At 60.7% G+C, this 17,080-nt stretch carries 15 protein-coding genes; 10 read left to right on the top strand and 5 right to left on the bottom strand.

Annotated features, from left to right (window positions below; translation table 11 throughout):
- Positions 1-188: 188 nt before the first annotated feature.
- Positions 189-1,430: a glutamine synthetase family protein gene (locus tag HU749_RS22705; RefSeq protein ID WP_162471107.1), complete on the top strand. Its 1,242-nt coding sequence runs from the start codon at positions 189-191 to the stop codon at positions 1,428-1,430.
- Positions 1,431-1,500: 70 nt separating this feature from the next.
- Positions 1,501-2,868 (top strand): MFS transporter, encoded by a 1,368-nt coding sequence (locus tag HU749_RS22700; RefSeq protein ID WP_186650453.1) that lies wholly within the window; start codon positions 1,501-1,503, stop codon positions 2,866-2,868.
- A gap of 61 nt (positions 2,869-2,929) precedes the next feature.
- On the opposite strand, the gene HU749_RS22695 is transcribed toward HU749_RS22700, so the two are convergent.
- The 4 genes from HU749_RS22695 to flgA form a co-directional block, all read right to left on the bottom strand.
- On the bottom strand, positions 2,930-3,676 hold the full coding sequence (locus HU749_RS22695; RefSeq protein ID WP_186650455.1) for a flagellar brake protein: 747 nt from the start codon (positions 3,674-3,676) through the stop codon (positions 2,930-2,932).
- A gap of 92 nt (positions 3,677-3,768) precedes the next feature.
- Complete coding sequence (locus HU749_RS22690) at positions 3,769-4,236, bottom strand: flagella synthesis protein FlgN (RefSeq protein ID WP_079305444.1); 468 nt, start codon at positions 4,234-4,236, stop codon at positions 3,769-3,771.
- A gap of 48 nt (positions 4,237-4,284) precedes the next feature.
- Positions 4,285-4,602: a flagellar biosynthesis anti-sigma factor FlgM gene (gene flgM / locus HU749_RS22685; protein ID WP_014339785.1), complete on the bottom strand. Its 318-nt coding sequence runs from the start codon at positions 4,600-4,602 to the stop codon at positions 4,285-4,287.
- A 172-nt stretch (positions 4,603-4,774) separates the two neighbouring features.
- Positions 4,775-5,539, bottom strand: a complete 765-nt coding sequence (flgA, locus tag HU749_RS22680; RefSeq protein ID WP_079305446.1) for a flagellar basal body P-ring formation chaperone FlgA — start codon at positions 5,537-5,539, stop codon at positions 4,775-4,777.
- Positions 5,540-5,617: 78 nt separating this feature from the next.
- Between flgA and HU749_RS22675 the strand changes: the two genes are divergently transcribed.
- From HU749_RS22675 to flgE, 6 genes are all read left to right on the top strand, one after another.
- Positions 5,618-6,544, top strand: coding sequence for a chemotaxis protein CheV (locus HU749_RS22675; RefSeq protein WP_046062536.1), 927 nt, complete (start codon positions 5,618-5,620; stop codon positions 6,542-6,544).
- Between the two features lie 58 nt (positions 6,545-6,602).
- Positions 6,603-7,430, top strand: a complete 828-nt coding sequence (gene cheR / locus HU749_RS22670; protein WP_003204735.1) for a protein-glutamate O-methyltransferase CheR — start codon at positions 6,603-6,605, stop codon at positions 7,428-7,430.
- A gap of 358 nt (positions 7,431-7,788) precedes the next feature.
- Positions 7,789-8,196 carry a flagellar basal body rod protein FlgB gene (flgB, locus tag HU749_RS22665; protein ID WP_014339781.1) on the top strand — a complete coding sequence of 136 codons (408 nt, stop codon included), beginning with the start codon at positions 7,789-7,791 and terminating at the stop codon, positions 8,194-8,196.
- Between the two features lie 3 nt (positions 8,197-8,199).
- Positions 8,200-8,643 carry a flagellar basal body rod protein FlgC gene (gene flgC, locus HU749_RS22660; protein ID WP_014339780.1) on the top strand — a complete coding sequence of 148 codons (444 nt, stop codon included), beginning with the start codon at positions 8,200-8,202 and terminating at the stop codon, positions 8,641-8,643.
- A gap of 15 nt (positions 8,644-8,658) precedes the next feature.
- Positions 8,659-9,381, top strand: a complete 723-nt coding sequence (gene flgD / locus HU749_RS22655) for a flagellar hook assembly protein FlgD (RefSeq protein ID WP_046062535.1) — start codon at positions 8,659-8,661, stop codon at positions 9,379-9,381.
- A gap of 28 nt (positions 9,382-9,409) precedes the next feature.
- On the top strand, positions 9,410-10,717 hold the full coding sequence (flgE, locus tag HU749_RS22650) for a flagellar hook protein FlgE (RefSeq protein ID WP_079305448.1): 1,308 nt from the start codon (positions 9,410-9,412) through the stop codon (positions 10,715-10,717).
- A 266-nt stretch (positions 10,718-10,983) separates the two neighbouring features.
- On the opposite strand, the gene HU749_RS22645 is transcribed toward flgE, so the two are convergent.
- On the bottom strand, positions 10,984-13,875 hold the full coding sequence (locus tag HU749_RS22645) for a ribonucleoside-diphosphate reductase subunit alpha (protein WP_018610285.1): 2,892 nt from the start codon (positions 13,873-13,875) through the stop codon (positions 10,984-10,986).
- An 862-nt stretch (positions 13,876-14,737) separates the two neighbouring features.
- Between HU749_RS22645 and HU749_RS22640 the strand changes: the two genes are divergently transcribed.
- Positions 14,738-15,460, top strand: coding sequence for a response regulator (locus HU749_RS22640; RefSeq protein ID WP_018610287.1), 723 nt, complete (start codon positions 14,738-14,740; stop codon positions 15,458-15,460).
- Entirely contained in the window at positions 15,457-17,067 is a 1,611-nt protein-coding gene (locus HU749_RS22635; RefSeq protein WP_079305452.1) for an ATP-binding protein, read from the top strand. Before HU749_RS22640 ends, HU749_RS22635 begins: the two co-directional genes overlap by 4 nt.
- The last annotated feature ends 13 nt before the right edge of the window (positions 17,068-17,080 follow it).

The raw sequence follows: 17,080 nt of genomic DNA, 5'->3' as shown, positions 1-17,080 counted from the left end.
TTTTGTGGGTGCTTGATATTCCGAACAGCCGAAGCCTATTTTGTACGGGTTGCCGTTCGCGGCTCGCACATAACAAGGATTGCGTCATGACGACCGATGGCCAGCGTTCACTCGCGCAGCGACTGACGGGCATTGATGAGATTGAATGTGTCACGCCGGATTTGAATGGTGTGCCGCGGGGCAAGGTAATGACCGCTGAGGGTTTCCTCGAAGGCCGGCGGTTGCAGTTGGCGCGGGGCGTGCTGCTGCAATGCATCATGGGCGGTTATCCGCCGTCGCGTTTCTACGGCAGCGATGACGGCGACCTGGCGCTGGTGGCCGATCCGAAACAGATTCATCGCCTGCCTTGGAGCCAGCAGCCCCGTGCCCTGGCGATCTGCGATGCCGACGAGTTGACCGGTGAAAGCTCCCGGCTCTCGACGCGCGGCCAGCTCAAGGCCGTTGTCGCTCGCTATGCAGCCCTTGGCCTGGCGCCGGTAGTGGCGACCGAACTGGAATTCTTCGTGTTCGCCCCCAACCCGGACCCGACCCAGCCGTTCCAGCCGCCGATGGGCCTGGACGGGCGTCGCGAAGATGGCCATTCGGCGTTCAGCGTCAGCTCCAACAACGGCCTGCGCCCGTTCTTCAGTGAAGTCTATGCATGCATGGCGGCGCTGGGCCTGCCTCGTGACACCTTCATGCATGAAATGGGTGTGAGCCAGTTCGAGATCAATCTGCTGCACGGCGACCCTTTGTTGTTGGCCGACCAGACCTTCCTGTTCAAGCACCTGCTCAAGGAAGTGGCGCTCAAGCACGGCCTGACCGTGGTCTGCATGGCCAAGCCCCTGGCCCACACGCCGGGCAGTTCGATGCACATCCATCAGAGCGTCGTCGAGGCGGACAGCGGTCGCAACGTCTTCAGCGACGAGGCAGGCGAACCGACGGCCACTTTCCGGCACTTCATCGGCGGGCAACAGGCATGCCTGGCGGATTTCACCGCCTTGTTCGCACCGAACGTGAATTCCTACCAGCGCCTGTGCCACCCGTTCGCCTCACCGAACAATGCCTGTTGGTCCCATGACAACCGTTCGGCCGGGTTGCGGATTCCCGCCAGTTCGCCGGTGGCCCGGCGGGTCGAGAACCGCTTGCCGGGGGCCGATGCCAACCCCTACCTGGCGATTGCCGCCAGCCTGGCCGCCGGGCTGTATGGGATCGAACATCGCCTGGAGCCGAGCGCGGCGATCCAGGGCGAATTCGAAGTGCCGGATAATCTGTCGCTGCCATGTACCTTGCATGCTGCCCTGGAGCGTCTGAAGCGTAGTCATCTGGCGAAGGAACTGTTCGGTACGGAGTTCATCGAAGGCTACATCGCCTCCAAGACCCTGGAACTGACCAGCTTCTTCGATGAAATCACGCCCTGGGAAAGGCGTGTCCTCGCGGCCCAGGCATAACGAACCGTCGCATTCGGGCTATCTTCAACAGGTAGCCCTTACTCACCTCAAGGAGCCGCTCGGAACGCCGATGCGCCAAATCTGGAAACCTTTTCGAGCGCTTTATTTCGCCTCGCTGATGATGTTGATCGGCTCGGGCCTCTTGAGTACTTACCTGGCCTTGCGCCTGGCCGCCGACCACGTGGACAGCCTCTGGGTTGGTGCGCTGATGGCCGCCAACTATTTCGGCCTGGTGCTGGGTGGCAAGATCGGCCACCGGCTGATCGCCCGCGTCGGGCACATCCGCGCCTATTCGGCCTGCGCCGGGATTGTCGGGGCGGCAGTACTGGGCCATGGCCTGGTGGACTGGCTGCCGGCCTGGATCGTGCTGCGGATGATTGTCGGCCTCGGGATGATGTGCCAGTACATGGTCATCGAGAGCTGGCTCAACGAGCAAGCCGACGCCAAGCAGCGTGGCGTGGTGTTCAGCGGCTACATGATTGCCTCCTATCTGGGGCTGGTGCTGGGCCAGTTGATCCTGGTCATGCACCCGGCCCTGGGGCCTGAGCTGTTGATGCTGGTGGCGCTGTGCTTCGCCTTGTGCCTGGTGCCGGTGACACTGACCCGGCGAATTCACCCGGCGGCGCTGCATCCGGCACCCATGGAGCCGCGCTTCTTCATCAAGCGTGTGCCGCAGTCATTGAGTACGGTGCTGGGTTCCGGGTTGATCGTCGGCTCGTTCTATGGCCTGGCGCCCCTGTATGCCTCTCAGCAGGGCCTGTCGACCGAGCAGGTCGGTCTGTTCATGGGTAGCTGCATCTTCGCCGGATTGCTGGTGCAGTGGCCGCTGGGGTGGCTGTCCGACCGTTATGACCGGGCGCTGCTGATCCGCTGCTTTGCGCTGGTCCTGACGATCTGTGCGCTGCCGTTGGCGATTCTTCCGACGGTGCCGCTGGAGGTGCTGTTCGTCGCGGGATTCTTCTGTTCGCTGGTGCAGTTCTGCCTGTATCCGCTGGCGGTGGCATTTTCCAATGACCACGTCGAAGCTGATCGAAGGGTGTCCCTGACCGCAATGCTGCTGGTGACCTATGGCGTTGGCGCCAGTATCGGGCCGCTGGTGGCCGGTGTGCTGATGAAGATGTTCGGCAGCCAGATGCTCTACGGCTTTTTCGCCTTCTTCGCTTTGGTGCTGGTGTGGCGGATCCGGCCGAAAGCGGTGACCAACCTGCATCAGGTCGATGATGCACCGCTGCATCACGTGGCGATGCCGGACAGCATGTCGAGTTCGCCTTTGGTGGCGTGCCTTGATCCACGGGTGGATGAGCAGGTGGTGCAGGAGCAGATGCAGTCGCCAGCCAATCCGGACGTGGAGCCTGAGCCGGCAACTGAGACTGCGGCCGAGGCTGAAACTGAAACCGAGGCGCCTGAGACACCGAGTTTTACCCAGGCCAGGCCTTGAAGCAGACATAAAAAAACGGGCGGTCACCGCAAGGGACTGCCCGTTTTTTATGGTTCGACGATCAGAGGTCGTCTTTATCGAAGCGCCGGGCTTCTCGCTGGAGCTGGTAGACGAACCGCTCGACCTGCCGTTGCACCAGGCCGCTGATGTTGTGAAAGCGTACACCGGCGAACGTGGTGTTGATCCTTTCTTCGAAATGCAGGTAGCGCAGCTCGACTGGCGCGGTCATGTTGCCAAACGGCAGGGCTGCGATGAAGCGCTCATACACCTGGCCCAATTGCAGTCGCTGCGTGATGTCGCCGTCGAAACGCAACTTGCAACCGGTGGCGGAGATGTCCAGCAGCTTGCCATCCACCGGTGACTTGAGCTTGTCGCCGCCCAGTTCAACGCTCACCAGTTGTGCCAGTTTCAGGGCGGCGCGGAAGGCGTTGCGACGTTGGTGGTAGACCACTTCGTCGGGCAGGGCGCCGCGATAACAGCGACCGTCGCTGGATTCATCAATGGTCAGTGGACCCTTGCCATCCCATGCGATGCGCACGCCGTCATGGAAACCCTCGACACGAAACGGCTCGCCGGCCAGCAGGAAACGCTCGCCGTCCCGGGGGATCATTTCATCCAGGGCAATGGAGTTGGTCTCGCGGTCGACGTTGACCAGATAGCTCTGGAAGCGCTGGCTACGTTCATGGAAGGTAATGATCAGCGGGTCGTGGCTCTCTTGCAGCATCCGCAGGTTGCCGGAGATTTCCAGGGGCGTGGTGAGGACCTTGGGCGGCTGCGGAGCATCATCCGCGTTTGAGGCATTGAACACGGTGAGTCAGTCTCCAGGCAAAATACGACTACGAATGGCCGGCATTTTGCCAGCATGTATCGCGCGTTGATAGAGCGAAGGCATTGTTCGTTTCATGCCTGGCTGAGCGGGCGGTGCTTGACCATCTTGGCGGTCGAGCCGCGAGCGTCATACAGCGTCGGGATCTCGCCACCGTTGAGAATGCGCAACTGGTTGGCGGTGGCGGCCTGCTGCATCAGGATCGACTGGCCGTTGCGAGCGTTGGTTGTCTGGCACTGGGCGAGCAGGTCGTTGAGGGCTTTGCTCTGGGACAGCAGTTGATCACCAATCGTCGACTGGCTGGCCAGTTGCTCAAGGCCGTCATGGCTGGCGGGCAGGTTGAGGCTGGCGAGGATCTCGCTGCGTTTGCGGCCATGCTGGTCAAGCAAGATGATCAATGCCTGTTTCTGCGCCAGGATATTCTCCAGCAGAGGCATGTCGCGACCGTGCAGTGCCACGGATTCGGCCTGCAACAATTCCAGCAATTGTTGCGCTGGAGCAAAGTCGTCGATGATCAGTTGCAATAAATTAGTGTCGTGCATGGCTGGCCTTGGGTCTTAAGCGTCCAAAAGCCTGGCGCAGGCGGTGGCCTAGCGCTGGGCTTCGAAGTTGAGCAGTTTGCTGGCTACGCGGTTGCTGTCGACTTTGTAGCTGCCATCGGCGATTGCTGCTTTCAACTCGGCCACGCGGGCGTTGTCGACGACAGGTTGATCGCGCAGCTTGTCAGTGACCTTCTGCAACTGCTGAGCCTCATTGCTGAGGTGTACCGACTCCCCGTTGCTGACTTGTTCGGCGGGTGTAGGCAGCGGCGCGGATTTGTCGGCTTCGACGGTTTCCTTGGTGGCGCTGGTACGCGTAGTGCCTGTCAGCGGTGAAGAGCTGTTTAAACGATTGAAATCGATGACCATGGTAAAAAACCTCTGGGTATTTGGACGCTTGCCATGTTTTCGGCCATCCCCAAAAAAACTTTAGGCTCATTTATTCAATGAACGTGCGCACGTCTGCGCTTGCCTTTGCGTAAGGCACAGTCTAGGGAACACCGGGATCAAGCGCCAGCTTTCTACCTCCTCTACCAGGTCATTACATCGCCACTTCCACTTGGCCTGGGGCCACCACTTGTGCCTTGATGACGCGCTGGGAATTAAGGTTTTTAACCCGTATCTGTTCGCGCATGCCGCCATTGGACAGGGCTTCGCCGGGCATCCGCACGGCCATGGAGCCGCTGCGGGCGGTGATGACCACCTGGTCGCCCTTGCGGACCACCTCGGCCTGCTCCAAGTGCACCAGCGTCACGATCTGATCGGCGACCATTGGTCGGACAAGTTTCTGCCCGATGGCCTGGTCGACGGAGGTCAGGAAGCCCTGGTTGATCTGGCTGATGTCCCGTTCGCGCAACATCACGTCCTGGGGCTCGACGATCCCGGCCCGCTTGAGCGGACGCGTGGTGGTGACAATGTCCCGGAACAGGCGCACTTGAGCGGGCACGAACACCGTCCAGGGCGTGGCGCTGTCGCAACGAACCTTCACCGTGACGCGGCCCAGGGGCCTGGCCGGGCTCTCCAGCGAGGCAGTCAATTCCTTGTCGCACATCGGCATGCGCAGGCGCGGGTCGAGCTGGTTGACTTCGATTTCGTAGCGACCTTCGGTTTGACTGGTAGCCAGATAGTCTTCTACGGTGAATTCAAGAAAGCCCTGAGTGACGCCGATAAGGAGATCAGGCAAGGTAACCGGAACAGCAGCAAGGGCAGGACCGCCCGAAGTGAACAGGCAGACAGCCAACAGTGCACCGAGCCAGTGGCGGCAGTGAGTGGTCAGGCGTCGAGAAAATGTCGTTTGTGCGTTCATGCCGGTTCAATAGCAAGCCCCGTGCCGTTTAGTGATGAATGCGCGTCGGACACATTAGCGTTACGTAGGAGTCAGGGCATGGCGGGAGTAATGGATTCGGTAAACCAGCGCACTCAGCTGGTCGGTCAGAATCGCCTGGAGCTGTTGTTGTTCCGTCTCGACGGCCAACAGATGTATGGGATCAACGTATTCAAGGTCCGCGAGGTGCTGCAATGCCCCAAGCTGACCCTGATGCCCAAGTCCAGCCCCGTTGTGTGCGGTGTGGCCAATATCCGGGGAGCGACCATCCCGATTCTCGATCTGGCGATGGCGACCGGTTCCGGTCGGTTGCTGGACCAGAGCAATCCGTTTGTGATCATCACCGAGTACAACACCAAGACCCAGGGGTTCCTGGTGCGCTCGGTGGAGCGCATCGTCAACATGAACTGGGAAGAGATCCATCCACCGCCCAAGGGCACCGGCCGCGATCACTACCTCACGGCAGTGACCCGGGTCGATAACCAGTTGGTGGAAATCATCGACGTGGAGAAAATCCTCGCCGAAGTAGCGCCCACGCCGGAAGCGATCTCCGCGGGGGTGGTGGATGCCGAAACCCAGCACAAGGCGATTTCGTTGCGGGTGTTGACCGTCGATGACTCTTCTGTGGCCCGCAAGCAGGTGACCCGTTGCCTGCAAACGGTCGGTGTCGAGGTGGTGGCGTTGAACGACGGGCGGCAGGCGCTGGATTACCTGCGCAAGTTGGTCGACGAGGGCAAGAAGCCCGAGGAAGAATTCCTGATGATGATCTCCGACATTGAAATGCCGGAGATGGACGGGTACACCCTGACGTCGGAAATCCGCAGCGACCCGCGCATGCAAAAGCTGCACATCATCTTGCATACTTCGCTGTCCGGGGTTTTCAACCAGGCGATGGTCAAGAAGGTCGGTGCCGACGATTTCCTGGCGAAATTCCGCCCTGACGACCTGGCTTCCAGGGTCGTCGATAGGATCAAGGCAGCAGAATAAAGCAAAGGTCGGGCGCGTTGTGCGCCCGGCAAGTCAACACGATGAAAGAGGCGGTATCTTGTCTACGGGTAATTTGGATTTCGAACAGTTCCGGGTCTTCCTGGAAAAAGCCTGTGGCATCTTGCTTGGTGAAAACAAGCAATACCTGGTGTCGAGCCGTCTCAATAAATTGATGGAGCAACAGGGCCTCAAGTCATTGGGCGAACTGGTGCAGCGTATCCAGACCCAGCCGCGCAGTGGTTTGCGCGAGATGGTGGTGGATGCGATGACCACCAACGAAACCCTGTGGTTTCGTGACACCTATCCGTTCGAGGTGTTGAAGAACAAAGTGCTGCCGGCGGCCATCAAGGCCAGCCCGGGCCAACGCCTGCGGATCTGGTCGGCGGCCTGCTCGTCGGGGCAGGAACCCTATTCGCTGTCGATGTCCATCGATGAGTTCGAGCGGTCCAACCTCGGCCAGTTGAAAGGCGGCGTGCAGATTGTCGCCACCGACCTGTCCGGGACCATGCTCAATAATTGCAAGACCGGCGAGTACGACAGCCTGGCCATCGGCCGGGGCCTGTCGCCGGATCGCCTGCAACGTTACTTCGACCCCAAGGGGCCGGGTAAATGGGTGGTCAAGGCGCCGATCAAGAGCCGCGTGGAGTTCCGTTCGTTCAACTTGCTGGACAGCTATGCCAGCCTGGGCAAGTTCGACATCGTGTTCTGCCGCAACGTGCTGATCTACTTCTCTGCCGAAGTGAAGAAAGACATTCTGCTGCGCATCCACAGCACGCTCAAGCCGGGCGGTTACCTGTTCCTCGGCGCTTCCGAGGCGTTGAACGGTTTGCCGGATCATTACCAGATGGTCCAATGCAGCCCGGGGATCATCTACCAGGCGAAGTGATTGGCTTGAGCTGTCAAAAAACGGGAGTCCTCACGGGGCTCCCGTTTTTTTTGCCTGCCGGTTTCTTCCAGTCCACCACTGCTTCCTGTGGGAGCGAGCCTGCTCGCGATGCGGTACTCCTGGCGACATCAATGTGGACTGACACACCGCTATCGCGAGCAGGCTCGCTCCCACAATGAAACGCATTTGTCCTGCAGAAGCGGCAGAAAAGCGGCAGCCTGCGGAAACCCGTTGCCGCTTTTCTGGCATTGCCGCTTTGCCGGTGCCCGCAAAGCCCCGGTTTATGGGGGTTCTTAAAATGGCACGGCGCTTGCTTTAGCCGTCGTACGTACATTCTGGTCACCCAAAGGTTTCCGACATGAGCATCAGCTTCGATAAAGCGCTCGGTATCCACGAACAGGCCCTGAGCTTCCGCGCCCAGCGCGCCGAAGTCCTGGCCAACAACATCGCCAACGCCGACACCCCGAACTTCAAGGCTCGGGACCTGGACTTCTCCAAAGTGCTCGCCGAGCAGAACGAGAAGGCCAAGAACGGCCACTTCGCCTTGAACATGACCAACAGCCGTCATATCGAAGCCGAAGGCTTGGGCAATGGCGATGAATCGCTGATGTATCGCACGCCGATGCAACCTTCGATCGATCAGAACACCGTGGACGCTCAACTGGAACAGTCCAACTACACGGAAAACTCCGTGAACTTCCAGGCCAGCTTCACCCTGCTCAACAGCAAGTTCAAAGGGCTGGTATCGGCCCTGCGCGGAGAGTAAGCCATGTCGATTGCTAGCGTATTCAACATTGCCGGCAGTGCCATGAGTGCCCAGACCACTCGCCTGAACACCGTCGCCAGTAACATCGCCAACGCCGAGACCGTTTCCTCAAGCATCGACCAGACCTACCGCGCTCGCCACCCGGTATTCGCCACCATGTTCCAGGGCGGCCAGTCCGGCGGCAGCGACTCGCTGTTCCAGGAGCAGGACGCGGCCGGGCAGGGTGTACAGGTGCTTGGCGTGGTCGAAGACCAGAGCAACCTCGATGCCCGTTATGAGCCAAACCATCCGGCTGCCGACGCCAAGGGTTATGTCTACTACCCGAACGTCAACGTCGTCGAAGAAATGGCCGACATGATTTCCGCCAGCCGTTCGTTCCAGACCAACGTCGAAATGATGAACACCGCCAAAACCATGATGCAGAAGGTCCTGACCCTCGGTCAGTGATAAGGGGCGAGTCACATGAGCGTTACCAGTACAACCAGTGGTTTGAGCCTCAACGAGATTCTGGCCAACTCCTCGGTCAAGACCAACACCACCACCGATGGCCTGTCCTCGGCGACGAGCTCGGCCACTGGGTCGCAGTCGCTGGGCAAGGATGCGTTCCTGCAATTGCTGGTCACCCAGCTGAAAAACCAGAACCCGCTGGAGCCGCAGGATAACGGCGAGTTCGTTGCCCAGCTGGCGCAGTTCAGCAGCCTGGAAGGCATCACCACTCTTAACGACACCGTGAGCGGTCTCGCCAGCAACTACAACTCGTCCCAGGCCCTGCAAGCCTCGTCACTGGTGGGCCGCTCGGTCATCGCCCCGGGCGACAAGGCGGTGGTCGATACCTCCAAGAGCCTCAACGGGACCGTGGTGGTACCGACATCGGTGTCTTCCGTCGCCGTCAAGATCGTGGACAAGGACGGCAAGACCGTTCGCACCATTGACCTGGGCAGCCAGAACGCCGGCAACTCCGCCTTCATCTGGGATGGCAAGAACGACGCGGGCACGACGGTCGAGTCGGGCACCTACTCCTTCACCGCTTCGACCACTATCGACAGCAAGGCCGTGTCGCTGATTACCAACCTGCCGGCGACTGTCAGCAGCGTGACGATCAGCCAGACGGGTGGTGAGCTGATGCTCAACTTGGCCGGGCTGGGCAGCATTGCCCTGTCCAAAGTACAAACTATTGGTATGTAGAGCCGACTAACCGGCAAAAGGAGTCAACATGTCTTTCAACATCGGCCTTAGCGGTCTCTATGCAGCCAACAAGCATCTGGATGTGACCGGCAACAACATCGCCAACGTGGCGACCACCGGTTTCAAATCGTCCCGTGCGGAATTCGAAGACGTCTACTCGGCCACCAAGCTGGGTTCCGGCACCAAGACCGTCGGCAACGGCGTGCGCCTGGCCAACGTCTCCCAGCAGTTCAGCCAGGGTGACGTCAACAACACCGGCAACGTGCTGGACATGGGTATCCAGGGTTCGGGCTTCTTTGTCCTGAGCAACGACGGTTCCCTGAGCTACACCCGTGCCGGTACCTTCAAGACCGACAAGGAAGGCTTCATCACCAACAGCGACGGCACTGCGCGTTTGCAGGGCTATGGCGTGGATGCCAATGGCAACATCCTCAACGGCATCCTGACCGACCTGCGCATCGACACCTCGAACCTGCCGCCTCAAGCGACCAGCCTGGTTTCGTCGACGATTAACCTGAATTCGACGGCGACGGCGATCAGCCAAGTGGCCCCTTACCAGTTCAACCCGGCCGATACATCCACCTTCACCAAGCAATTCACCACGCCGGTCTACGATACCCAGGGTAACCAGCATTCCATGGACCAATACATGGTCAAGACTGGCGAGAATGAATGGGATGTCTACACGCTGATCGACGGTCGTAACCTGGACGGTAGCTCGCCGACCGCTGCCGCTACCCTGGCGGTGCCTTCGACCATGAACTTTGACGCGAACGGCAGGTTGACCACGGTCACCACTCCACCCGCGACCACCAGTAGCGACTTGGAACTGGATGATTGGATCCCTGGCACCGTGACCAACGGTGTGTGGACTGCCAATGGCGCCGACGGCGCCGATACAATTACCATCTCCATGGCCAACACCACCCAATTCAACGCCGACACCGCCCGGTCGATCCCGGCCCAGAACGGTTACGCCACCGGCCAGATCACCAACCTGACCATCGACGGCAGCGGTGTATTGCTGGCCAACTTCAGCAACAACCAGACCAAGCCGATCGGCCAGCTCGCCCTCGCCAGTTTCACCAACGAGCAAGGTTTGCAGCCGGTAGGCGGCACCAGCTGGAAAGAAACCTTCGCCTCGGGCATCCCGGGCTACGATGCCCCGGAAACCGGGACCCTGGGTTCGATCGTCTCCAACTCCCTGGAAGAGTCCAACGTCAACCTGACCAACGAACTGGTCGAGCTGATCAAGGCGCAAAGCAACTACCAGGCGAACGCCAAGACCATCTCCACCCAAAGCACCATCATGCAGACCATCATTCAGATGGCTTGATGTCGATGGTTGTTTGAAGGCTGCACAAGGAGCCCCTCGCAAGAGGGGCTTTTTCATGGGCGGTGATTTTTGTGGTGCCTGGCCTGACCCCATCGCGAGCAAGCTCGCTCCCACATTGGAATGCTTACCCCTGTGGGAGCGAGCTTGCTCGCGATGGGGCCAGTCCAGGCACCGACTTTTCTCCAGGCAAAAGAAAACCCCCGATAAACCAGCGGTCTATCGGGGGCTTCTTTCAGCAGGCGCCTTTACGCGCCCACCCGCTCAGCTTATTGGCAAGCTTCGCAATCCGGCTCGTCGATCGCGCAGGCCTTTGGCACTGGCGCAGGGCCGGCTGGAGCAGCCAGGACCGAATCGTCACCGTGGTTGCCGCCGCTGGAAACAGCGTTCAGCTTGCCGGTGTTGATGGTCGATTTCTCGGTGCTGGTCGCGGCCAGGGCACGGAGGTAGTAGGTGGTTTTCAGGCCACGGTACCAGGCCATGCGGTAGGTCACGTCCAGCTTCTTGCCCGAAGCGCCGGCGATGTACAGGTTCAGCGACTGAGCCTGGTCGATCCACTTCTGGCGACGGCTGGCGGCGTCGACGATCCATTTGGTGTCCACTTCGAAGGCCGTTGCGTAGAGCTCTTTGAGCTCTTGCGGGATGCGTTCGATCTGCTGCACCGAGCCGTCGTAGTACTTCAGGTCGTTGATCATGACCGAGTCCCACAGGCCGCGGGCCTTGAGGTCGCGAACCAGGTACGGGTTGATCACGGTGAATTCGCCCGACAGGTTCGATTTCACATACAGGTTCTGGTAGGTCGGTTCGATCGACTGCGACACGCCAGTGATGTTGGCGATGGTGGCGGTCGGTGCGATGGCCATGATGTTGGAGTTACGGATGCCTTTCTGCACACGGGCGCGAACCGGTGCCCAGTCCAGGGATTCGTTCAGGTCAACGTCGATGTACTTCTGGCCGCGCTGGGCGATCAGGATCTGTTGCGAGTCCAGCGGCAGGATGCCCTGGGACCACAGCGAGCCCTGGAACGTCTCGTAGGCGCCACGCTCGTCGGCCAGGTCGCAGGAAGCCTGGATCGCGTAGTAGCTGACCGCTTCCATGGACTTGTCGGCGAACTCGACCGCGGCATCGGAACCGTACGGAATGTGCTGCAGGTACAAGGCGTCCTGGAAGCCCATGATGCCCAGGCCGACCGGACGGTGCTTGAAGTTGGAGTTCTTCGCCTGTGGCACCGAGTAGTAGTTGATGTCGATCACGTTGTCGAGCATGCGCACAGCGGTGTTCACGGTGCGTTGCAGCTTGGCGGTGTCCAGCTTGCCGTCGACGATGTGGTTCGGCAGGTTGATCGAGCCCAGGTTGCAGACCGCGATCTCATCCTTGTTGGTGTTCAGGGTGATCTCGGTGCACAGGTTCGAGCTGTGGACCACGCCGACGTGCTGCTGCGGGCTGCGCAGGTTGCACGGGTCCTTGAAGGTCAGCCATGGGTGGCCGGTTTCGAACAGCATCGACAGCATCTTGCGCCACAGGTCTTTGGCCTGGACGACTTTGAACAGCTTGATCTTGTTGTACTCGGTCAGGGCTTCGTAGTACTCGTAGCGCTCTTCGAAAGCCTTGCCGGTCAGGTCGTGCAGGTCCGGCACTTCGGATGGCGAGAACAGGGTCCACTTGCCGTCATCGAAGACGCGCTTCATGAACAGGTCGGGGATCCAGTTGGCGGTGTTCATGTCGTGGGTACGACGACGGTCATCACCGGTGTTCTTGCGCAGCTCGATGAACTCTTCGATGTCCATGTGCCAGGTTTCCAGGTAGGCACAGACCGCGCCCTTGCGCTTGCCGCCCTGGTTGACCGCGACTGCGGTGTCGTTGACCACTTTGAGGAACGGCACGACGCCCTGGGATTTGCCGTTGGTGCCCTTGATGTACGAGCCCAATGCGCGAACCGGGGTCCAGTCGTTGCCCAGGCCACCGGCGAATTTCGACAGCATGGCGTTGTCGTGGATCGCGCCGTAGATGCCCGACAGGTCATCCGGAACGGTGGTCAGGTAGCAGCTCGACAGCTGTGGACGCAGGGTACCGGCGTTGAACAGGGTCGGGGTCGAGGCCATGTAGTCGAAGGACGACAACAGGTTGTAGAACTCGATCGCACGGTCTTCGCGCTGCTTCTCTTCGATCGCCAGGCCCATGGCCACGCGCATGAAGAAGATCTGCGGCAGTTCGAAACGCACGCCATCCTTGTGGATGAAGTAACGGTCGTACAGGGTTTGCAGGCCCAGGTAGGTGAACTGCTGGTCACGCTCGTGGTTGATCGCCTTGCCGAGTTTTTCCAGGTCGAATTCGGCCAGGACCGGGTTCAGCAATTCGAACTCGATACCCTTGGCAACGTAGGCCGGCAACGCCTTGGCGTACAGGTCGACCATTTCGTGGTGGGTCGCGCTCTCGGCGACTTCCAGGAAGCTCAGGCCTTCGGCACGCAGGGTGTCCATCAGCAGGCGGGCGGTCACGAAGGAGTAGTTCGGCTCGCGTTCCACCAGGGTCCGCGCGGTCATCACCAGCGCGGTGTTGACGTCCTTGAGGGCGACGCCGTCATAGAGGTTCTTCAGGGTTTCGCGCTGGATCAGGTCGCCATCGACTTCTTCCAGGCCTTCGCAGGCCTCGGTGACGATGGTGTTCAGGCGGCCCATGTCCAGCGGCGCCAGGCTGCCGTCGGCGCGGGCGATGCGGATCGATGGGTGGGCTTGGACCGGTGCGTCGGCCGGGGTGCGGATAGCACGTTCCTTGGCGCGGGAGTCACGGTAGATCACGTAGTCGCGGGCCACTTTCTGCTCGCCGGCACGCATCAGGGCCAGTTCGACCTGGTCCTGGATTTCTTCGATATGGATGGTGCCGCCCGAGGGCATGCGACGCTTGAAGGTCGCGGTGACCTGTTCGGTCAGGCGGGCCACGGTGTCGTGGATTCGCGACGAAGCGGCAGCGGTGCCACCTTCAACTGCGAGAAACGCTTTGGTGATGGCGACGGTAATCTTGTCATCGGTGTAAGGAACGACAGTGCCGTTACGCTTGATCACACGCAGTTGGCCCGGCGCGGTGGCGGACAGATCCGGGTTCGAATCGGCGGCCAGCGGCGCGGTGCCCTGCGGGTTCTCGCGAGTTGTGTCGGTGTGCATGGGTGTCTCCACGTTCTCTATGTTTGTTTGGGCACCATCACGGTGCCCACCGTTCCGTCCTGAAGCACTACAACCGACTGGCGCCGGGCATAACAACTTCGGGACAGTAGGAAGCAGGCGTTTAATGCCGCTTCCATCCGAAGTTCTCAGGTTGCGAGCGAGGCTCGAAACCGGGTTGTCGGGGTGGCAGCAATTGACTGCAACACCCGTACCGTTTCGGTCGTTTTCGACCTGGAAACAGTTGCCATCCGCAGGGGCGGTCTGGGCTTGGGGAAATGCGGTGTTTCAGCTGGACAGAAGCAAGAAAAGCGCTTGAATTCTCTGCCCGACTTGTGTTTGGTTTTTGGCCTGAAACCCTACATGTAGGGTTTTTTGCGCGGCGGGCTACAAGATAATGCGTTTTTGGGGGGTATGCAACGTACTACCTGTGGATAAGCCTGTGCGTAATTTGTGTGCGAAACGTGGAACTGCTCTGTAGGCCGCGACCTAGCTGGAGTGGACCTTTTTTCATCGGTTTCGACGATCCGAAAACAGCCTGGTGGTTTTTGCGGGCGCGGACATTACCACATAAAACCCACTCGATCGAAACGCATTTGTCCGCTTGTTTTCTGCGCAGGCGACGTTTATACAATCGGCCCATGCGTGGGTGTGTTTATCCTCCTTTAACATGACAAAAAGATGGGGGGAGCTGTTTTCGAATACCTGAAGTGGGCACCTTTTGTGGCGAGGGAGCTTGCTCCCGCTCGGTTGCGCAGCGACCGCAAAAATCCTAGGGCCGCTTCGCACCCCAGCGGGAGCAAGCTCCCTCGCCACAGGTGAGTGCTGATCCTTCCTTTTATATTCGCAGCAAGACGAGGCCCTAGTGGAACAAGAAGCCTGGCAGGTATTGATCGTCGAGGATGACCAGCGTCTGGCCGAGCTGACCCGGGAATACCTCGAAAGCAACGGATTGCGTGTCGCCATCGAAGGTGACGGCGCGGTGGCGGCGGCGCGGATCATTGCCGAGCAGCCGGATCTGGTGGTTCTCGACCTGATGCTGCCCGGCGAAGACGGCCTGAGCATCTGTCGCAAGGTGCGCGAGCACTATGACGGGCCGATCCTGATGCTCACCGCCCGCACCGACGACACCGATCAGATCCAGGGCCTGGACCTGGGCGCCGATGATTACGTCTGCAAGCCGGTTCGCCCGCGTTTGCTGTTGGCGCGCATCCAGGCCCTGCTGCGGCGCAGCGAACCGGAGCCGAACGTCGCGCAGAAACCGCGACGCCTGCAGTTCGGCCCGCTGGTGGTCGACGACGCCCTGCGTGAAGCCTGGTTGCAGGGCAACGGTATCGAGCTGACCAGCGCCGAATTCGACCTGCTGTGGCTGCTGGTGTCCAATGCCGGGCGCATCCTGTCCCGGGAAGAAATCTTCACCGCCCTGCGCGGTATTGGTTATGACGGCCAGGACCGCTCCATCGACGTGCGTATTTCGCGCATCCGCCCCAAGATCGGCGACGACCCGGACCATCCACGGCTGATCAAGACCATCCGCAGCAAAGGCTACCTGTTCGTTCCTGAAGCTTGCGTAGACCTGGCGCCGTGAATTCGATCTTCCTGCGCATTTATGGCGGCATGTGTGCGGCGCTGGTGCTGGTGGCGGTCCTCGGTGTGCTGGCCTTGCACCTGCTCAACCAGACCCGCAGTGAGCAATACCGCGAGCGCCTGGCCCACGGCACGTTTTCGCTGATGGCCGACAACCTGCGGCCGATGAACGACACCGAACGGCGGCGGGCGTTGCTGGTGTGGGAGCGCCTGCTGGGCATTCCCCTGGCGTTGCAGACTTTTCCCCAGACCGACCTCGACCTCGGCCAGCGCACCCGGGTAATGCGCGGCCAGGCATTGGTGGAGCAGACCGGGCCGCACGCGGCAAAAGTCTATCGGCTGATCAATGATGCCGAGCAATTGATGTTGGTGGGGGAAGTCCAGCAGATCAGCGAACAACTGGCCCGCGCGACCATCTACCTGTTGGCCGACGAGCTGGTGCGTTATCCGGTGGCCGAACAACCCAAACGGCTGGCGCAACTGGCGCAGGAAAAGGGTTTTGGTTTCGATCTGCGACTCATGACCGCCGAGGAGGCCGACATGGACGAAGACCAGCGCCGTCGTGTGTCCGAGGGCGATACGGTGATGGCGCTGGGCAAGGGCGGCGACTCCATCCGGGTCTTCGCCGGGATGGTTGGCACGCCATGGGTGCTGGAGATCGGCCCGCTGTACCAGATGAACCCTTATCCGCCGCAATGGCTGGTGCTGATCGCGGCGCTGGGGTTGAGCCTGATCGGCTTGATCGTCTACCTGTTGGTACGCCAATTGGAGCGGCGCTTGCGTGGCCTGGAGTCGGCCGCCACCCAGATCGCCCAGGGCAGCCTGGAAACCCGGGTGCCGGCCCGAGGCGCCGACTCGGTCGGGCGACTGGCTGCGGCGTTCAACGGCATGGCCGAACACCTGCAGCAGCTGTTGGCGATCCAGCGCGAGCTGGTGCGAGCGGTGTCCCACGAATTGCGCACCCCGGTGGCGCGCCTGCGCTTCGGCCTGGAAATGCTCGGCAGCGCCACCACGCCCCAGGCCCGGGACAAATACCTGGCGGGCATGGACCACGACATCGAAGACCTGGATCGGCTGGTGGACGAAATGCTCACCTACGCGCGGCTGGAACAGGGTTCACCGGCCCTGAATTTCCAGCGGGTGGACCTGGATGCGCTGGTCAATCAAGTGATCGATGAGCTGGGGCCGTTGCGGGCCGGGATCACGGTCGAGCGCGGTCTATGCCTGTCGGCCGCCGATTGCGACGGCGCCTGGGTCGAGGCCGAGCCACGCTTTCTGCATCGCGCCCTGCAGAACCTGGTGGGTAACGCCATGCGCCACGCCAGTTCCCGGGTCACCGTCAGCTACCAGGTAGGCCAGTTGCGCTGCCGGGTGGATGTGGAAGACGACGGGCCCGGCGTCCCGGAAGCGGCGTGGGAGCGGATTTTCAAGCCCTTCCTGCGCCTGGACGACAGCCGTGCCCGGGCTTCGGGCGGCCATGGGCTGGGGCTGTCGATCGTGCGACGGATCATCCACTGGCACGACGGCCGGGCGCTGATCGGCAAGAGCAAGAGCCTGGGTGGGGCTTGTTTCAGCTTGAGTTGGCCGAGGCATCAGGACAGGTCTTGATAGGTGGGGTGCC

The organism is Pseudomonas ogarae (assembly GCF_014268695.2).
GTDB classification, from domain to species: domain Bacteria; phylum Pseudomonadota; class Gammaproteobacteria; order Pseudomonadales; family Pseudomonadaceae; genus Aquipseudomonas; species Aquipseudomonas kilonensis.
The sequence above is the reverse complement of the archived record's forward strand: the minus strand, read 5'-3'. Positions and strand labels throughout refer to the sequence as shown.

What these genes read in the sequence shown, in the direction of transcription:
- HU749_RS22705 (WP_162471107.1), top strand. Translation starts at nt 189, where the DNA reads ATGACCGCTGAGGGTTTCCTCGAAGGCCGGCGGTTGCAGTTGGCGCGG.
- HU749_RS22700 (WP_186650453.1), top strand. Translation starts at nt 1,501, where the DNA reads ATGCGCCAAATCTGGAAACCTTTTCGAGCGCTTTATTTCGCCTCGCTG.
- HU749_RS22690 (WP_079305444.1), bottom strand. Translation starts at nt 4,236, where the DNA reads ATGCACGACACTAATTTATTGCAACTGATCATCGACGACTTTGCTCCA.
- flgM (WP_014339785.1), bottom strand. Translation starts at nt 4,602, where the DNA reads ATGGTCATCGATTTCAATCGTTTAAACAGCTCTTCACCGCTGACAGGC.
- flgA (WP_079305446.1), bottom strand. Translation starts at nt 5,539, where the DNA reads ATGAACGCACAAACGACATTTTCTCGACGCCTGACCACTCACTGCCGC.
- HU749_RS22675 (WP_046062536.1), top strand. Translation starts at nt 5,618, where the DNA reads ATGGCGGGAGTAATGGATTCGGTAAACCAGCGCACTCAGCTGGTCGGT.
- flgB (WP_014339781.1), top strand. Translation starts at nt 7,789, where the DNA reads ATGAGCATCAGCTTCGATAAAGCGCTCGGTATCCACGAACAGGCCCTG.
- flgC (WP_014339780.1), top strand. Translation starts at nt 8,200, where the DNA reads ATGTCGATTGCTAGCGTATTCAACATTGCCGGCAGTGCCATGAGTGCC.
- flgD (WP_046062535.1), top strand. Translation starts at nt 8,659, where the DNA reads ATGAGCGTTACCAGTACAACCAGTGGTTTGAGCCTCAACGAGATTCTG.
- flgE (WP_079305448.1), top strand. Translation starts at nt 9,410, where the DNA reads ATGTCTTTCAACATCGGCCTTAGCGGTCTCTATGCAGCCAACAAGCAT.
- HU749_RS22645 (WP_018610285.1), bottom strand. Translation starts at nt 13,875, where the DNA reads ATGCACACCGACACAACTCGCGAGAACCCGCAGGGCACCGCGCCGCTG.